This window comes from Mesorhizobium sp. M0074 (assembly GCF_040322975.1).
Taxonomy (GTDB): domain Bacteria; phylum Pseudomonadota; class Alphaproteobacteria; order Rhizobiales; family Rhizobiaceae; genus Mesorhizobium.
Genome location: NZ_JAMYUM010000014.1, coordinates 130,116 through 144,904, shown reverse-complemented (window position 1 = coordinate 144,904; position 14,789 = coordinate 130,116). Strand labels below are relative to the sequence as shown.

Sequence of the window (14,789 nt, the reverse complement as noted above, 5' to 3'; positions counted from 1 at the left end):
TGCTGGGCTGGGAAGCTGAGAGCCAGGAGCCGGCTCGCCTGACCGCCGTCCGCCTCGTTCAGGCGACACCAGCCGTGGCGACGAGGTCGCTAGGACGAACGTTCGATGGGAACAAATAGCTTGTCACCATTGTGATCGATCTCGATCATCTCGCTCTTGCGGCTCAAGCGTTCTGCAAATCCTCTATGAAAGATGATGGCGTTCATATAGGCAAAGGTCATCGCCAGCGCCCCGGTTCGCAATGGGTAGTCAACCAGCGAGTGAATGAGAAGAAAAGATACCGAGAGGAATGCCGCTTTCTGCAGTGGGTCACGGCGAATTCTAACCAATGCAATCAAAAGCAATACGAAATAGCCTACCATAAGCAGGATAGCAGGAATTCCCCCCTCGAAGGTAATTTCAAGATATTCATTGTGAGCATGATTCACATACTCCCTGAAAATCATGCCTGCTCTTTCGTATATCTGATAGGCTTTCTGGAAATTCCCGAAACCAATGCCTGTCGCCCAATTGTCTTTGATGCCCTCGATTGTGGTTCGCGCAAATTCTCCTCGCCCGAACGCCGGATCAAGGGCCTGTGCATCCAGCTTGGTCCAGGCGCTTATCGTGTAGATCGAAAGCGCGATAAAAATCAGGAGAACGCCGAACCCGCTCACCCTCGAACGGGCTGAGAGAAAGACCACGGATAACACGGTGATCGCCAACCCAATCAGAACACCGGCGCGGGAACCGGCGGCCAAAAGAAGCAGCAAAAGCGCGATCAGGCCGAAGGATCCAGCCAAGAGATGTCCACGGAACAGACCGTAATAGACGACGAATGGGATAGACACAAAAAGCAACGCCGAAAAATGATTCACGTTGGCGAAAAGCCCGGCATTGATCGTAAAAGGCAACAGCCCGACAATAGCGACATCGTCGGAGAGCGAATATTGAATTGCTCCCGCCAAACCGTTGCAGATAACGCCCATGAAGAAAAACGGCAGGAGCGCGCTGACCTGCTCGGCACGCAAACGCAATACGGCCAAAAAAAACGCCGTCGCGGCCAAAAGGTAAAGCAGACATTCGACCGTGCGGCCGAGCCCAACGCTGATGAAGCGAAAACGGCTTTCTCCAACCCAGGCATCTCCGAGCAACAGCTCCGGCCGCAACCCGTTGAATATGGCTGCCGGCAATGGGACGATTTGCAAAACGATCAAAGCCACGGCGAAGATCAGTAGCCACAGAACAGAATGGGGGCTTCTCTGGCCAGGAGCTTGCGAAAAGACGGCCGCCGCCGAGGCAATTGCCGCGACTTCGATCAGCGTGTCGGTAAGGAGGCCGCTTGCCGTGCCGCCGCCGATCAGCAGCGATACGAACAAGACCGAGCCGAGGAAATATTTATTCCATTCCGACGAACGGTCATTCAAGATGGAAGTCTCTCGATGCTCAATTTGTGCATTACCAAGGTGCCGACATATCGAAATCGCCAGCTCTCGGCAATGGCGGCCGTCTGCAGTGTCAACAGTTGCATGGGGCAGTTAGTCGGCCCGACCGAAAAAACCTGACTCAGACTTTGTCGGTTGAATGTGCCCTCAGGAATGTTGAACCGTGCGATCTCACCGGCCGGCCCCAGACATCTGATCGACCAGAACAACTCCTTTGGAAGCTTCAGGTTGCGTGCAGAGGCGACCAGCGAAATCCTATAGGAGCCTGGGGGCAGCGCGACGTACTGCTGAAGGGCTGTGTTCTTGACCGGTGTGTTCAAAAACCGGACCGTCGCGCCACTCTCGCCTTCCACCGCATCCTGGGATTTCGCAAATGTAATTTCCAGGCCCGATTGATCGCGAGTCTGCCAATCGAACGGTTTGCCGCCGGCGACCGGCTCAAACGTTCCGTTGAAAATATATCCAACCAGCTTCCGTTCTTGATCGGACAGGCTGAAAAGAAATAGCCGATATGCCGGTCCATATTCCCTCTGGCGAAAATAGCCGTTGATGACGGCACTGAGTTCGCCCGAATTTGGTGGCGCGTTTGATCCGGTCAAGTCGAGCAGCAGCCGATTTGCGAAATCGAGCCCCTCGGAGGTTTTGCTAAGGGCGTAGATCAGACTGACCCTCCAGGGCGCCTCCGCCTTGATGGCCGTCAGCACGGCTTGGTATCCGTCGGGATCTGAGAGGATTTTCGGTAGGCCATCGGAGATCGCCGGAAATTGGTCTGGCCATCGCCGCAGCAATGTGTCGATCTCGCCGACAGCCCTTGACAGATCACCTGTCTCGGTCGCGTGGCCGATAGACCTCTGGAGCGCATGGATTTCCGTCTTGGACAATCCTAGGGCCTGATCGAAAAGCTTATATGCTTCGTCTTTCTCGCCTTGCCGATATTTGATCTCACCGATCAGGCTGTAGAGACGTGCGTCGGCCAGATTGAAACGAAGCGCATCCTTGGCCCTGGCAAGCAAGGCCTCAAGGTCCGGAGCGTTATTCGTGTCGTTCAGATCGCTGGTGATCTCGCTTATCAGCGCATCGACGTTCAGCGGATCCAGCGCAAGAGAAACGGCTGGCGTTTCCGTCTCAAGTAACCGACTTAGCCCGATCGACGAAGCCGCCAATACTAGAACGGATGCGACGAACCAAACGCTTGAACGCCGGAGATTTTGCATAAGCGGGCTGGTCTGCTCCATGATCCACGTTGCCCTCAATCTTCGCTGTATCCGCGCCGTAGTTGTAATATTGGTAGTTCATGTACTTGTAGGCGTAGTTGTAGTCGAACTTGTTCACCGCAAATTTGGACATCGCGGCCCCAACCACATTGGCACCGGCGGCTCGCATGCGCTTCAACGCCGCTTTGGCCGACTTGCGCGTCACCTGATTTGTAGAGATGACCATCAATGTGCCCTCAGCGAGCCGGCTGAGAATAGGAGCATCCGAAAGGCCAACGATCGGCGGCGCGTCGATGATGACAAGATCGAAGCGCTTGCCGAGATTGGTTATGATAAGAGCCATCTTCGGTGACGAGAGCAGATCCGCTGGGTTTGGCGGGATCGTGCCAGAGGTCAGAACGGTGACGTTGGGATATTTCGTCGCCCTGAAAATGCTCGCCAGATCCTCCTTGCGAACGGTGTTTGTCAGCAGATTGCTCAGTCCGATCGTATTGTCGAGACCAAACAGGCGATGGAGGTTCGGTTTGCGGAGATCGCCGTCGACAATGAGAACCCTTGCGCCGAGCGCGGCAAAATCCTGGCCGAGTTTGAACGATGTGGTCGACTTGCCTTCCGAAGGCTCCGAACTCGTGACGACCAGCGATCGTGGCGCGCCTTCCGCACCGGAAAACTGCAGCGATGTTCGAAGCGAACGATAGGCCTCCGACAGGCCGGATTTCTGATCGGCAATAGCGGCCACGAGTTCCCGGTCATCGACGAGCGGCAAGATGCCGAGCATCGCCAAGCCGAGCTCCTTTTCAACCTGCTCGGGATTGGTGAAGGTGTTGTTCAGGAGTTCGATGACATAAATGACAGACGCGCTCAGAGCCAGGAAAAGCGCCAGCGCTATGGCGACGTTGATGCCTAGGCGCGGCGAATATGGGCGATTCGGCTGGGTGGCAAAATCTACGATTGCGGCGGTTTGCGTCTTGAGTTCGGAGCTGACACCAACCTCGTTCAGCTTGGCGATGAGGCTGTCATATTGAGAACGATTTGAATCCACTTCGCGCTTGAGGATCGTGTATTTGATGTTCTTGTCGTTGAAGATAACCTGCTGCTTTTCCATCTCGACAAGTTTGGCCTTCAAATCGGCCTCCTTGTTCTGTGCCTCCTGGTATTTCAACCGCAGCGAATCCGTTATGGCTAGGACGCCGTTGTTATAGAGCCGCTGCAACTCCTTGATCTGCGACTGGAGCTGCTGCATTTCCGGAAAACCAGGCTTTAAAATACCCAGTTTCTGCTGGTACTGGCTGGTCAAATCCGCCAGCTTTTCACTGAGCTTCTGCAGACCTTCGCTTTCCAGGACGGGGGCCAAGCTCGAACCGCGGCCTTTATCTATCTGGTCTACCACCCGCCCTGCATCGAGACGATCCTGGATCGCTGTCGCAAGGGCGGTGTTCAGCGCCTCGATATTCGACCCTATCAGAGACTTGTCGTCACCGGTTGTCGTGATGCCGGCATCCTTCGCGTACGCAACCAGTTCTTCTTCCGATTTCTGAAGCTTCTGCTTCACCTGCAGGACCTGTTCCTGGATGAACTGTCGTGCCAGATCGGATGTTTCGCTTGTCTGGTCAAGGCGCTGGTCAATAAAGCTTTGCGCGACCTGGTTGGCCACATCGGTTGCATATTTCGGTTTCTGATCGACAAACGTGATCGACAGCAGGCTCGTGTTGGGAACAACGTTGACGGTGAGATCACTTAGAATGCGCCCGATCGCAATCGCCTCGCGTTGCTCCGGCGTTTTCTCCTCAATGGAGGCCGATTTGGAAATTCCAAACGCGCGGTAGAAGATGTTTCCGAGGGAAAAATCCGGCGTGGGGAACAGGAAATCCGGTTTTTCACTAAGCCCTAACTGGAAGACAACGCGCTGGGCCAATGCACGGCTTTTGAGCTTTTCACGGGCCGTCAGGAAGGCCCGGACGTCCGCGTTTTCAGAAACCACCTCGATGTCCTGGAAGACCTTGGCCGAAGGAACAAGCACCTCCAATTGCGTGGTCGCCTGATATTTTGGCGTCTGCATCATGGTAACGATGACGCCGGCGACAAGTCCAGCCGCCGCCATCATGACGATCAACCAGCGGTACTGGACAGCGTAAAACAGCAGCTTTAACGGGCTGAAGCCCTCATCCTGCTCCGAGTGGTCGCGACCATAGGGGCTATAGTTTTGCGCACCGTCATAATAGAGGTCCGCGGACAACGCCTGGCTATGTCCTGGGCCTGCAATTTGATGCTGTCTGTTACGATCGAGCATGGTGCGAGGTAATCCTAGGTTTCGTCTGTATTCCGAAATACGACCGCGATTTATAGTCCTGGGATCACGGCAATCCGGGCAGCACTTGAGGCAACACCGAGGGCGTCCTTGAGATTGTTCATCGCGATTTTCGACTTCGAGGCGAAGACGACAATCTTGTCGCCACCATAGATCCGTGGATTGCCGCTCTTGCCACCACGAATCTCCTCGACGTTGTAATTGGCGACCAATGTGGTTGGGCCGATAGTGCGATAGACAAAGACTTTTTTTGCATCCCCAACGGTATTGAACCCTCCAGCAAGGGCGATCGCATCGATGAGAGAAGAATTGCTCGACACCGGATAAATACCGGCCCTGTTGACTTCGCCATCGACGGTTATGCGCTGTCCGATCGATTCCTTGACGAAAATCGTCACGTCAGGCGACTGCAGGTATTTGGCGCCGTAAGTGGTCTCGATCTCCTGCTCCAACTGACGGACGGTCTTCCCTGCCGCGGTAATGGTGCCAATAAGCGGAAGCGAAATCTGGCCAGCAGAGTCCACTTGAACCGTTCTATTCAAGTTGTCGACCTGAAACACGTTCACCTCGAGCACATCGTTCGGAGATAGAGGCTGCTCGCTGCCGTTCTGTGTATTTTGCGGCGCAGGCAGTTCCTTCACAACCCGCAGAGCGCCGCCACCTGAAAGTGGCGTGGACGATGATGTCAATTGCAGCGCATCAACGGACGAAGATGGTGTCGTCGACGAAGTGCTCGTGCATGCGGATATCGCGAGTGAAGCGAGAAGGACCAAAGCCGTGCTCATATGGCTTGCGAAACGGAAAATGCCCATCACGCTGTCCCGCCCTTGAACAGACGGCCCAATCCTCCAAATCGGCCGGCGTTGCCGGCGTTTGGTTTCTGCGGGCGTGCTTTTCCGACCGGCTCAACGGGTCGGTTCGCCAATATTTCGCCTGGACGTTTCAACACCATGTTGCGGGCCTCGTCTTCCCCACATCGCTTGGCAGCGGCAGCGACCGCCTGCGAAAGCCCAGGACGCCGGCGCGTAGCGCTATGAGTGTCCGATGCGATAATGTCCACCCTGCCCTCGTCAATCAGCTTTTCCGAATAATAAAGTGCCGTGCGCCCAAAAGCACCAACAATCGAGTCGGCAGTAAGCTGGATCAGGCAGCCCATTGCATTCAGCCTCTCGATAACGTCGTAATTCGTTTTGATCCAGGTCAAACGCTCAGGATGAGTAAGAATTGGGATGAACCCGGCGTTTATGAGGCGCAGAACAAGATCCTCCATTCGTGGAGGTAGAACATGATGCGGCGGTTCGAACAGAAAATAGCGGGACCTGTTTAAAGTTGGCACACTGCCGGCCGCCAATCGGTCCGGAAGATCTGGCGCTATGTGAACGTCGGCGCCGATGTAAAGAGCAAGTGGTATGGCGGCGCGGCGCAGCGCCTGGTGCAACTCTTGAACTGCTCGAACGATGTTCGACGTTCCGTTTTCGTATACGCCGGGTGTCACGTGCGGCGTGCACGCCATGTGGCTCGTTCCGTCGGCCACCGCCAGTCGAGCCATTTCCAGCGATTCGGCAAGACTGGGCGAGCCGTCGTCAAGGCCGGGCAAGATATGGGAATGCAGATCGATCATAGGCGTTTGTGACTGCAACGAAGCAACGTGGCGACGTCATCCCCAAAAAGTATAAATGCGTCACCCGCACAACGGCGAATGACGCATTTGTCAAGTTCACGCGATGCGATGGATGCCAGGTCCCAGCTACTGGCGGACAGAGTTGTCGTCATCATGCGGGCCGATGATCAGCGCCGCACCGGTGGCAAAAGCGGCGCCTGATGTTTCGAGCGCTAGACACACGCCGCCCTCCGCAGGATTGATCTTGACCGTCGCGTTCGTTGTATCCGAAACTTGCACCAACACGCAGCAGCAAAAGATTGCGATTCAACAAATTTGCCTGGATAGACCGGCACTTCGCCTCTCATCCCGGCGTGTTCGCCAGCCTCGCCTTGGCTTACGCGATCCGACCGATCCGGCAGTCGCGATACCAGCATACACGCCAGGGTCGCTCTGTCGCCAACAACAGACACAGCAGAAGCGCCACACGCCTCTGCTGCCGTTGCCTTATTTAACTACGCGGTCAACTTAGTCGCTAACGGCGTGGCCGTGATCTTTGTCCGCCGTTGCAGCTAGAACACCAGCCCCAAGAGCCATGCCGCCAAAAATGAAGAGCGGCGTGTTGTTGTTTGTGTTAGGATTGCCCGTCTGGGCGGTCTTCTCAGAACCCAGGACATTGAGGCAAATCTTATTCTCGACCCGCGAGATATCAAGCGTCGAATTCGCCGGAACGCTCAGATTGCAGCCACCGACCTGAACCGAAGCCGAGCCCTTGGCGCCAACCACGACACGACTGCCGAAATCCAGCGCGCCGCCCGCTTGCGCCGGGCCGTAGCCAGCCACCTGCGAGACCATTACGTCGCCATTGACGCGGCCGAGCGATCCAATCGGATTTACGCCGTTATAGGCGGTTGCACAGGTGCACGACCCGTCCTGCGCGAAAGACGACACCGGGGCGAAGCCGGCCAACACAACAACTCCGGCCAACGCACTTTTCAAAACTAGGTTCATCCGCATCAATCCTTCTGTCCCACGTTACCTGAGGCCCACCCAACCACCAAGCTACTCATCAGCGCGTAACAGCTTTTTGCGCCAATTCCAACCCACTTCGCAAATGCGAGATAATTTTTGGTTTCTGTGTGGTTGATTAAACACACCATTAGAATATCGAAACGTATCGTCTTTACAGTCGGCCGCAAGAGCGGGCTGCCAGAAGCCGCAACTAGCGTTCATTGTCGCCCGCCGACATCATCATCGCTCCAACGCTTTCCGCAGAATCTTGCAGCCGACCACGGCCTGATATTATGCGCATTCGCGCCGTTGCGCTGAGCCAGAGAGACAGCATCACGCGCTAGCCCAAGATCAACAGCCGCGCCTGCTGTCGCTGAGAACTGGTAAATGAGGTGAGTGAGGAAGCCGGTTGAATTGATCCGACCCCGCTCGTTGCCGGTTGCACTGAACCCCAGCATGCCGTCAGCGCTGCAGAATTAACGTTGGCGCTGCGACTCGTGCCTTTGTAGAAGAATGATGGCGTGCCAGCGGTTGTTGTTGACCAGCCGCGCACGCTTCGTGTTTTGGAAATCGTCAGCATGCTTGCGCTGCCAATTTGGAAATCAGCGAGCAGCGAACCGGCGGCGCTCGCCCTATCTGTCACACTGACCTTGAGGGCGGTGAAGGTCGTGGCGATGTTGTTCCAGACGATCGCCGGCAGATTGGCCAGATCGGTGAATAGTTGCCAGATCCTCATCGCCTACCACTCCGTTGCAATGAACTTCTGCGCGGTCGTGGCCCCGATGGTCGAGATGGCGAAGACCGTCTCGATCTCGAACATGCTGTTGGTCGGGACCTTGTAGGATCCAGTACCATCGACCGCAGCAGTGCCGCCGGTCTCATTGATCCAGAGATCGCCGACGGAAATGTTCTGGCCGTTCAAGCACGGCGATCGGGATTGGCGGCAGCCAGGACCTGGCGGTACCACCTACGGTGATCGAGCCGGACCGATCCGTTCCACTGCTAAGGGTCATGACTGCGTCCCTCCTTTTCGCCGGATCAGTTTGTGACCTTTTTCCAGTCCGTATTAGTCAGCCCGGTCGACATGTAGAACTCGGCCAGGGCGGTATCGAAGTGGAACTTGCCGATGAAGGTCGGCGTCACCACGCCCGACGGCGAGGCGGCGCTGGTCGAGTAGGTCCTGCGATCCTTGATCTCGGTGCCATCGACGTGCCAGGCCGAGCCGAAGATGGCGTCGTAAGTGGATTCCGACATGGGCATTTGCGTATCTCCTGGTTGGTTCCGCGCGCGTGCGAGCATGTTGTTAAGACTCGCTCGGATAGATTGAATTTCTGCAGCGGATAGTGTGGAGTGCCCGCCGTTTGGAACGACCGGGGGTCAGATGAAATTTCGAGCCGATATCAACGGCCTTCGGGCCGTCGCCGTATTGCCTGTCGTGCTGTACCATGCCGGGTTTTCATGGATCAGCGGCGGCTTTGTCGGGGTCGACATCTTCTTCGTCATCTCCGGCTTTCTGATCACCTCAGACATCATCGATCGCATCGACAAGGGCGAATTTTCCCTCATTGAGTTTTACCATCGGCGCGTTCGACGCATTTTCCCGGCGCTGTTCGCGATGCTGGCCGCCTGCTTTGTCATGGCCTGGCTTGTGCTGCCGCCCGGCGAACTGATCGCCTTTGCAAAGAGCGCGATCGCCGCGGCGTTTTCAGCCGCGAACCTCTACTTCTACCGCAACACCGACTATTTCACCGAAGCCGCCACGTCGCTGCCGCTGCTGCACACATGGTCGCTCGCGGTCGAGGAACAGTTCTATCTACTGTGGCCTCTGGCGCTCATGGCCTTGACGCGTTGGCTGCGGCCATGGTCCTTGGTCATCGTCGCTGGGCTGTGCGTCTTGTCGATCGACATTGCCCAGCGCTTGCTGCCGGTCAGCCAGCCCTTCGTATTCTACATGCTGCCGACGCGAGCTTGGGAACTGCTCGTCGGCGGGTTGCTTGCGCTGCCTGCTGTGCGGGCCGTGGATATCGGCCATGCGAGGGCAGAGATCCTATCCGCCTGCGGTCTGGCGCTCATCATCGGGTCGTTGTTCCTGATCAACGATGACACGCCATTTCCCGGCCTGTATGCGCTGCCGCCGTGCCTTGGCGCCGCGTTCATCATCGGCATCCATCGCCAAACGATGGTCTCGAAAGCGCTGTCGATCCGCCCAGCCGGCTTTATCGGCCTGATCTCCTACTCGCTCTATCTCTGGCACTGGCCGCTTCTGGTGTTCGCCGGGATCTACAAAAACCGCGATCTGCTTGTCTCGGAGCGGATCGGCATCGTCGTTGCCGCGCTGCTGATCTCCACGCTCTCATGGCGCTTTGTCGAGCGCCCGTTCCGCCAGAAGCCGGGCGCGCATACCGCCCGCTGGAAATGGATGCTGCCGGCCGCCAGCGCCACGGTCGCGGCTTGCTGCCTCTCCCTGGTCATCATCAAAGGCGCTGGCTTTCCCGGCAGAGGCCCGGATGGCGGCCCGTCCGTTCAAGCCGTCAAGGTAGAGAGCGCCAAGTTCCAAGCCTCTACATGCCTTGAGCGTGGCGCGCTCATCCCCAAGACGGGCGAGTGCATTCTCGGCAGTGGCAACGTGCCTCCCACGGTAGTCCTATGGGGCGATTCCCACGCCGCGCATCTGGCTTCCGCCCTGGATGAGGCCGCTAAGGCAGCCGGGGTCAGCGTCCGGCAGATCACCAAGGCCGGTTGCGCGCCCTTTCCCGGAATGTATCTGCTGCCATCAAGCCCGATGCGGGCGGATTGCCCGGCTTTTAATTCGGCTGCGCTGCAGTCCATTCTTGACGACCGGCACGTCGCCCTCGTGATCATGGCGGGCCGGTGGAATACCTATTCGGTAGGCCGAAGCCTGCTTTCGCAGGATGGCCACTGGCCGTCAGAAACGGCATCGAAGGCCAACTTCACGGGCTCGATCGCGGCCACCGCCGCCAAACTCGCCGCCTATGGCATCAAGACCGCTGTTGTTGGACCGGCACCGGAACCGTCAACCGACGTCCTGACTTGCCTGGTCCGCGCTAACTTCTTGAAGGAAGACGATGCGCCCTGCTCAACGATGCCTGCCGCCCAGCATTGGCGGAACAATCAGGTCTTGGCCGCTCTGCTCCCGCCAAACGTCGGGTTCATCCCAATCATTCCAGCCCTGTGCAAGACTGGAGAATGCCCGCTCAAAGTTGGCGACGATATCCTTTACCTCGATGCGACCCACCTTTCGCGAGCCGGAGGGCATATTCTGGCCCCGCTTTTCGCGAAGACTTTTTCGCCTGCGGCCGGCAATCTCGCCGCCAAGTAGCTATGGTTTGGTGACTTCGACGCGCAACGGCCGCTGGCGAGATCGAGCGGGTTTTGCCCCGACATCATCGCGGAAAAAATACTCGACCGTATCGGCCGCGCTGACGTAGGCGTGGAGTGAGACGCCGGCCTGCGCCTGGCTGAATGATGCCCGCACGAAATCGCCGAGGACCGCGCCAGTGACGGCAATGGTGGCTGGCGTCGTGCAGGCGCCCAACGCGATGCTTGCCGGATCGACCGCGGCCGACGCGCGCAGCTTGCGCGAGGGGCTTATCTGCCGCCAGAACCCGCCGACATTGATAAAGTCCAACACGTCGCCAGAGACGCAAACCTTGTCGACGTTGTCGAGCAGGTGGAATCGGCCAGCGCCGCCGACCTGGTTCCGGATCGTCGTGAAGGCGTCGTTGATGATAAGGGTGAGCCGCTGCCCGTCGATCAGCGCCACGGTGCTGGTTATGTTGGTCATGGAGGTGCGATGGTTCGCGGTTCGCAGCACATTGATCGGCGTCGGCATCGCGTAGGTAGCCGCATTCGAGTTGGCGCTCCCGGCGTTGCCGCCACAAAGCCGGCCTCACGCCCCGACTTCAGGCGGGAGATTTGCAAATCCTGTTTGCCGAGATCACCGCCGCGAACCTGTAAGATCGATATGTCGGTAAGCAGCGAAGATGTCGTATTATAGAAGTCCGAGAACGCCCCTGTCGTCGTATTGAGTTGTTCTCAACGAGGAACGAACGCCGGTACCTTGAATATAAGAATTGCCGCTTCGGGTCGCCCCCTTGGTTGTAAAACGGGTGTTGCCACGTATCCAGACGTTGCACCCGGTTCCGCTCAAGATCTCGATTGCTGTGACAAAGGTTCCAGTAGCGCGGGCGACCATAGCCAGATTTTCAATAACAAGCTGCCCGGAGCTTTCGATAGCGATTGCCAAAGTCTTCGGCATTGCCGCCAAGAATATGAACCTAGAAGACTGCAGTTGTTGCCGGTAAAAAAGGATCGCCACCAAGCGAAAAATATAATTTTTACCTGTAATTTTATCACAGGCAAGACACTCAATGACCGTGGCGTGACCGCCGATACTGAAGCCGGCTTCACCTTCGCCGCAGTTCTAGGCATAGCAGTTTTCCAGGGCCGTACTGTTTCCAGCAAGTGGGATACTGTCGCCGCCTGTGGAGCTGAAAGAACAGCCAGACCACTTCGTTGCAAAGTGGAGATTTGCTATCCAGCCGGCCTTCTTCCATTCGAGGCAAGAACTACGAGCCCGGCGCGCAAGACTTGTAGGTTGAGCCCGCCTGCGCGGGCTGCCCGCACAGAATGCCTGCCTCGACGAGCTTTGCAGCCAGATCCGTGCCGTCGGAGGTGAGGCACTGCACGACGACGGCGTCACGGAATTTCGGCGCGACATTGCCGTCGCACGGTGTCCCCAAGCCTACGGGTTTGCATGTCAATGCGAGTCCTTGATAGTCCCGGCGCATGGACTCGGTGACCATGACCCGCATTGACGGGGGCTTGGCAAATGCGACGCCGCACAACACGATCTTGCGGCTGGCGACCCGCAGATCGTCGATTGATTGGACGTCAAGCTTGCCATCGAACGATGTGAGAGCTGCCGCCGGCTTCGGTGCCTGCGCGCGAATATTCGTTCCCTTGTTGATGACGACGAAAAGAAAGCCGCCCGCAAACGCCAGCGCTGTGAATGCAAGTGCGGCTATCTTCCCGATCGACAATTCCCTACTCCCGATTAAATGATCAATGCGCGGCAGTTTTGGTCTTCTCAAACAAGGCTTCGAGTGCTGCCGCATAGTCCCGTCGGCGGGTCTGTTGCCGGCCTTGCAGCACCGCGACGCTGTCGCGGACCAAAATTGGCCGCTGCCCAACTTCAAGGAGACGCTGGGCCAAGTCTTCCGCGTTGTCTGACTCGAAAAAGAGCGCGTTCGGAGCCTGCTCGCGATGCAGCCGGATGTCGGACAGCAACATGGGCGCGCCCAGCGATTTCGCCTCTTCAACGGTGGTCGACCACCCCTCGAAATGGGACGGGTTAATCAGACAGTCCGTTGCACCTATCAGGGCAACGACATCGTCATAGGGGATCAATCCGAGGTGTCGAAAATGGCTCTCCACCCGATACGTTTGCGCAAGGCCTATCAGACGCTTGAACAATGTCGGGTCGCGCGGGTCGGTCGTGCGCCCCGTGAGGATTATCGGCGGCAATGAGCCCAACGCCCCAAGCCGGTCTATATGCCTCAATGCCTCGACGACCACTTTGTGATTCTTGTGGATCCAAAGCTGGTTGGGGAGGAAAAAAAAGCGCTCGGGCAGATTGTGCGCCCGGCGCGCACCTTCGGTGCGCGCCATGACGGTGCCTGGATCGAGATCGATGGCGAAGCGCACGACGGCGGTCTTGCCGCGCGAGGCCGGATAGAATGTTTCGCAGTCGGCGAGCGCATCCTCGCTCGAGAGCATTATCGTGCGATTGCCGGACGTCTGCAGACGGAAACCGAGATCTCTGCGCCACCAGGCGCGGCGTGGAAACAGATGCGGCAGGCGACGGTGCTGAAAATCAGGTATCCAGGAAATGACGGGCAGCGGAAACCTGTTGCCGAACCACTGAGCGACTTCAAACACGAGATCGACAGCGTTCCTGGCGACGAGATCGGCAAAAGCGCGGTCACTTCCGCCGGCGAGTGCGACCAGCCCTCGCTTGCCAAGCCCGGCGCCCGTGACCCGATCGTCGACGATGGCAGGCGCGGCCAACATGTGATCAAAGGACGTGCCAACGCTCGCATGCTGCTCGGGCGTCAAAAACAGCTTCCCCTGGACCTTGCCGCCCAACTCGGAGGCGATGACGCTCAGCATGTTGCGCAGATAGGATTCGCCGCCGGACCAGGTTCCACGGCCGATAAGGGTGAAGCCGACGGTGATCAAGGCGCGAAGCGTCGCAAATCGCCGACCGGCTGGCCGAGAACCTCGGCGCGGTACCAATCGACATATCCGGCAATGCCCTGGCCAAGCGGCACCTGCAATCGAAGCCCCTCCGGGACGCCGGACGGATCGGAGATCAGATCGACAGGGTCGCCCCGCCGGGATTCTCCGGAAAACGAGAGGCGATGCTTGCCTCCCCAGGCTTCCAAAACCATGCCGGCAATCGTGCTGACGGACGCAGCGGCGCCGGCACCGCCATTATAGACCGCGAAGCGCGCTGCATCGGCAGGCAAAACGCGATGGATCAATCGCACGACATCCGAGACATGGTGCCAATCGCGCATTTCCGCTCCGGTGCCACCAAGCACAATGTCGGTCTCGCCTGCCGCGAGCCTGCCGCAGAGGTCCCAGAGCAGTTGCTTGCGCAGTCCCTCACCATAGACCGAGAAAAGCCGAGCCACCGAGACCGGCTGCCCGTATGCTGCACAATATGACCGGCCGAGCTCCTCCACCATGCGTTTGTGATAACCGTAAGGGGAATAGGGATCGAGCACGGCATCGACCTTGATCGGGCCGAAATGGCCGCCGCCATAGACGGCAGCGGAGGATGCCAGAACAACGGAGGCATCCGGTGCGTGACGACGCAGGAAATCGAGGACGCAAGCCGCGGAAACGGCGCTTTGTTCAAAATCCTTCAGCGGATCGGCAATCGACTGGCCAACCGTAGAGCCGCCTGCCAGATGATATACGGCCGCCGGCCGGCCGTATGCGGCCAGAGCCGCGCCCATCGTTTCCGCGGTCACGCCGCCGGAAAAGAAAGCACCGCCAGTCGCCACGGCGAAGCCAGGCGCTTCGCTTCGGCCGAAGCCGAGGACAAGGTGGCCTTGCTGGGCAAGAAATCGCGACAGGTGCAGGCCAATGAAGCCACCGGCTCCAGTCACCCAGACAGGCTTCGCCTCCTTCAGCTGTGTCAC

The 14,789-nt window shown here is 57.9% G+C and carries 14 protein-coding genes; 1 reads left to right on the top strand and 13 read right to left on the bottom strand.

What is annotated here, in order from left to right; genetic code table 11:
* Positions 1-89 precede the first annotated feature (89 nt).
* From NKJ73_RS19960 to NKJ73_RS19920, 9 genes are all read right to left on the bottom strand, one after another.
* Positions 90-1,406, bottom strand: a complete 1,317-nt coding sequence (locus tag NKJ73_RS19960; RefSeq protein WP_352570789.1) for an O-antigen ligase family protein — start codon at positions 1,404-1,406, stop codon at positions 90-92.
* Positions 1,403-2,659, bottom strand: coding sequence for a tetratricopeptide repeat protein (locus NKJ73_RS19955; protein ID WP_352570787.1), 1,257 nt, complete (start codon positions 2,657-2,659; stop codon positions 1,403-1,405). The genes NKJ73_RS19960 and NKJ73_RS19955 overlap by 4 nt, the downstream gene beginning before the upstream one ends.
* A complete protein-coding gene (locus tag NKJ73_RS19950) occupies positions 2,550-4,928 on the bottom strand; it encodes a GumC family protein (protein WP_352570786.1) in 2,379 nt (792 codons plus the stop codon). The genes NKJ73_RS19955 and NKJ73_RS19950 overlap by 110 nt, the downstream gene beginning before the upstream one ends.
* A 50-nt stretch (positions 4,929-4,978) precedes the next feature.
* Entirely contained in the window at positions 4,979-5,758 is a 780-nt protein-coding gene (locus NKJ73_RS19945; protein ID WP_352570784.1) for a polysaccharide biosynthesis/export family protein, read from the bottom strand.
* Entirely contained in the window at positions 5,758-6,567 is an 810-nt protein-coding gene (locus NKJ73_RS19940; RefSeq protein ID WP_352570783.1) for a tyrosine-protein phosphatase, read from the bottom strand. The genes NKJ73_RS19945 and NKJ73_RS19940 overlap by 1 nt, the downstream gene beginning before the upstream one ends.
* 507 nt (positions 6,568-7,074) lie before the next feature.
* Positions 7,075-7,557: a hypothetical protein gene (locus NKJ73_RS19935; RefSeq protein ID WP_352570781.1), complete on the bottom strand. Its 483-nt coding sequence runs from the start codon at positions 7,555-7,557 to the stop codon at positions 7,075-7,077.
* A gap of 340 nt (positions 7,558-7,897) precedes the next feature.
* Positions 7,898-8,293, bottom strand: a complete 396-nt coding sequence (locus tag NKJ73_RS19930) for a hypothetical protein (RefSeq protein ID WP_352570779.1) — start codon at positions 8,291-8,293, stop codon at positions 7,898-7,900.
* Positions 8,294-8,296: 3 nt separating this feature from the next.
* On the bottom strand, positions 8,297-8,479 hold the full coding sequence (locus NKJ73_RS19925) for a hypothetical protein (RefSeq protein ID WP_352570778.1): 183 nt from the start codon (positions 8,477-8,479) through the stop codon (positions 8,297-8,299).
* 116 nt (positions 8,480-8,595) lie between these two features.
* Positions 8,596-8,817: a hypothetical protein gene (locus NKJ73_RS19920; protein ID WP_352570777.1), complete on the bottom strand. Its 222-nt coding sequence runs from the start codon at positions 8,815-8,817 to the stop codon at positions 8,596-8,598.
* 121 nt (positions 8,818-8,938) lie between these two features.
* Here NKJ73_RS19920 and NKJ73_RS19915 point away from each other — a divergent pair, with 121 nt between their 5' ends.
* On the top strand, positions 8,939-10,897 hold the full coding sequence (locus tag NKJ73_RS19915; protein WP_352570776.1) for an acyltransferase family protein: 1,959 nt from the start codon (positions 8,939-8,941) through the stop codon (positions 10,895-10,897).
* Here the strand turns inward: NKJ73_RS19915 and NKJ73_RS19910 are convergent, their stop codons facing one another.
* The 4 genes from NKJ73_RS19910 to NKJ73_RS19895 form a co-directional block, all read right to left on the bottom strand.
* On the bottom strand, positions 10,898-11,410 hold the full coding sequence (locus NKJ73_RS19910; protein ID WP_352570774.1) for a hypothetical protein: 513 nt from the start codon (positions 11,408-11,410) through the stop codon (positions 10,898-10,900).
* A 736-nt stretch (positions 11,411-12,146) separates the two neighbouring features.
* Positions 12,147-12,620 carry a hypothetical protein gene (locus NKJ73_RS19905; RefSeq protein WP_352570773.1) on the bottom strand — a complete coding sequence of 158 codons (474 nt, stop codon included), beginning with the start codon at positions 12,618-12,620 and terminating at the stop codon, positions 12,147-12,149.
* 22 nt (positions 12,621-12,642) lie between these two features.
* Entirely contained in the window at positions 12,643-13,818 is a 1,176-nt protein-coding gene (locus NKJ73_RS19900; RefSeq protein WP_352570772.1) for a glycosyltransferase family 4 protein, read from the bottom strand.
* Positions 13,815-14,789, bottom strand: a complete 975-nt coding sequence (locus NKJ73_RS19895; RefSeq protein ID WP_352570770.1) for an NAD-dependent epimerase/dehydratase family protein — start codon at positions 14,787-14,789, stop codon at positions 13,815-13,817. The genes NKJ73_RS19900 and NKJ73_RS19895 overlap by 4 nt, the downstream gene beginning before the upstream one ends.

Bases quoted from the DNA above. Each gene is read 5' to 3' on its own strand.
- NKJ73_RS19945 (WP_352570784.1), bottom strand. From the start codon at position 5,758: ATGGGCATTTTCCGTTTCGCAAGCCATATGAGCACGGCTTTGGTCCTT.
- NKJ73_RS19930 (WP_352570779.1), bottom strand. From the start codon at position 8,293: ATGAGGATCTGGCAACTATTCACCGATCTGGCCAATCTGCCGGCGATC.
- NKJ73_RS19915 (WP_352570776.1), top strand. From the start codon at position 8,939: ATGAAATTTCGAGCCGATATCAACGGCCTTCGGGCCGTCGCCGTATTG.
- NKJ73_RS19955 (WP_352570787.1), bottom strand. From the start codon at position 2,659: ATGGAGCAGACCAGCCCGCTTATGCAAAATCTCCGGCGTTCAAGCGTT.
- NKJ73_RS19910 (WP_352570774.1), bottom strand. From the start codon at position 11,410: ATGCCGACGCCGATCAATGTGCTGCGAACCGCGAACCATCGCACCTCC.
- NKJ73_RS19940 (WP_352570783.1), bottom strand. From the start codon at position 6,567: ATGATCGATCTGCATTCCCATATCTTGCCCGGCCTTGACGACGGCTCG.
- NKJ73_RS19920 (WP_352570777.1), bottom strand. From the start codon at position 8,817: ATGCCCATGTCGGAATCCACTTACGACGCCATCTTCGGCTCGGCCTGG.
- NKJ73_RS19935 (WP_352570781.1), bottom strand. From the start codon at position 7,557: ATGAACCTAGTTTTGAAAAGTGCGTTGGCCGGAGTTGTTGTGTTGGCC.
- NKJ73_RS19950 (WP_352570786.1), bottom strand. From the start codon at position 4,928: ATGCTCGATCGTAACAGACAGCATCAAATTGCAGGCCCAGGACATAGC.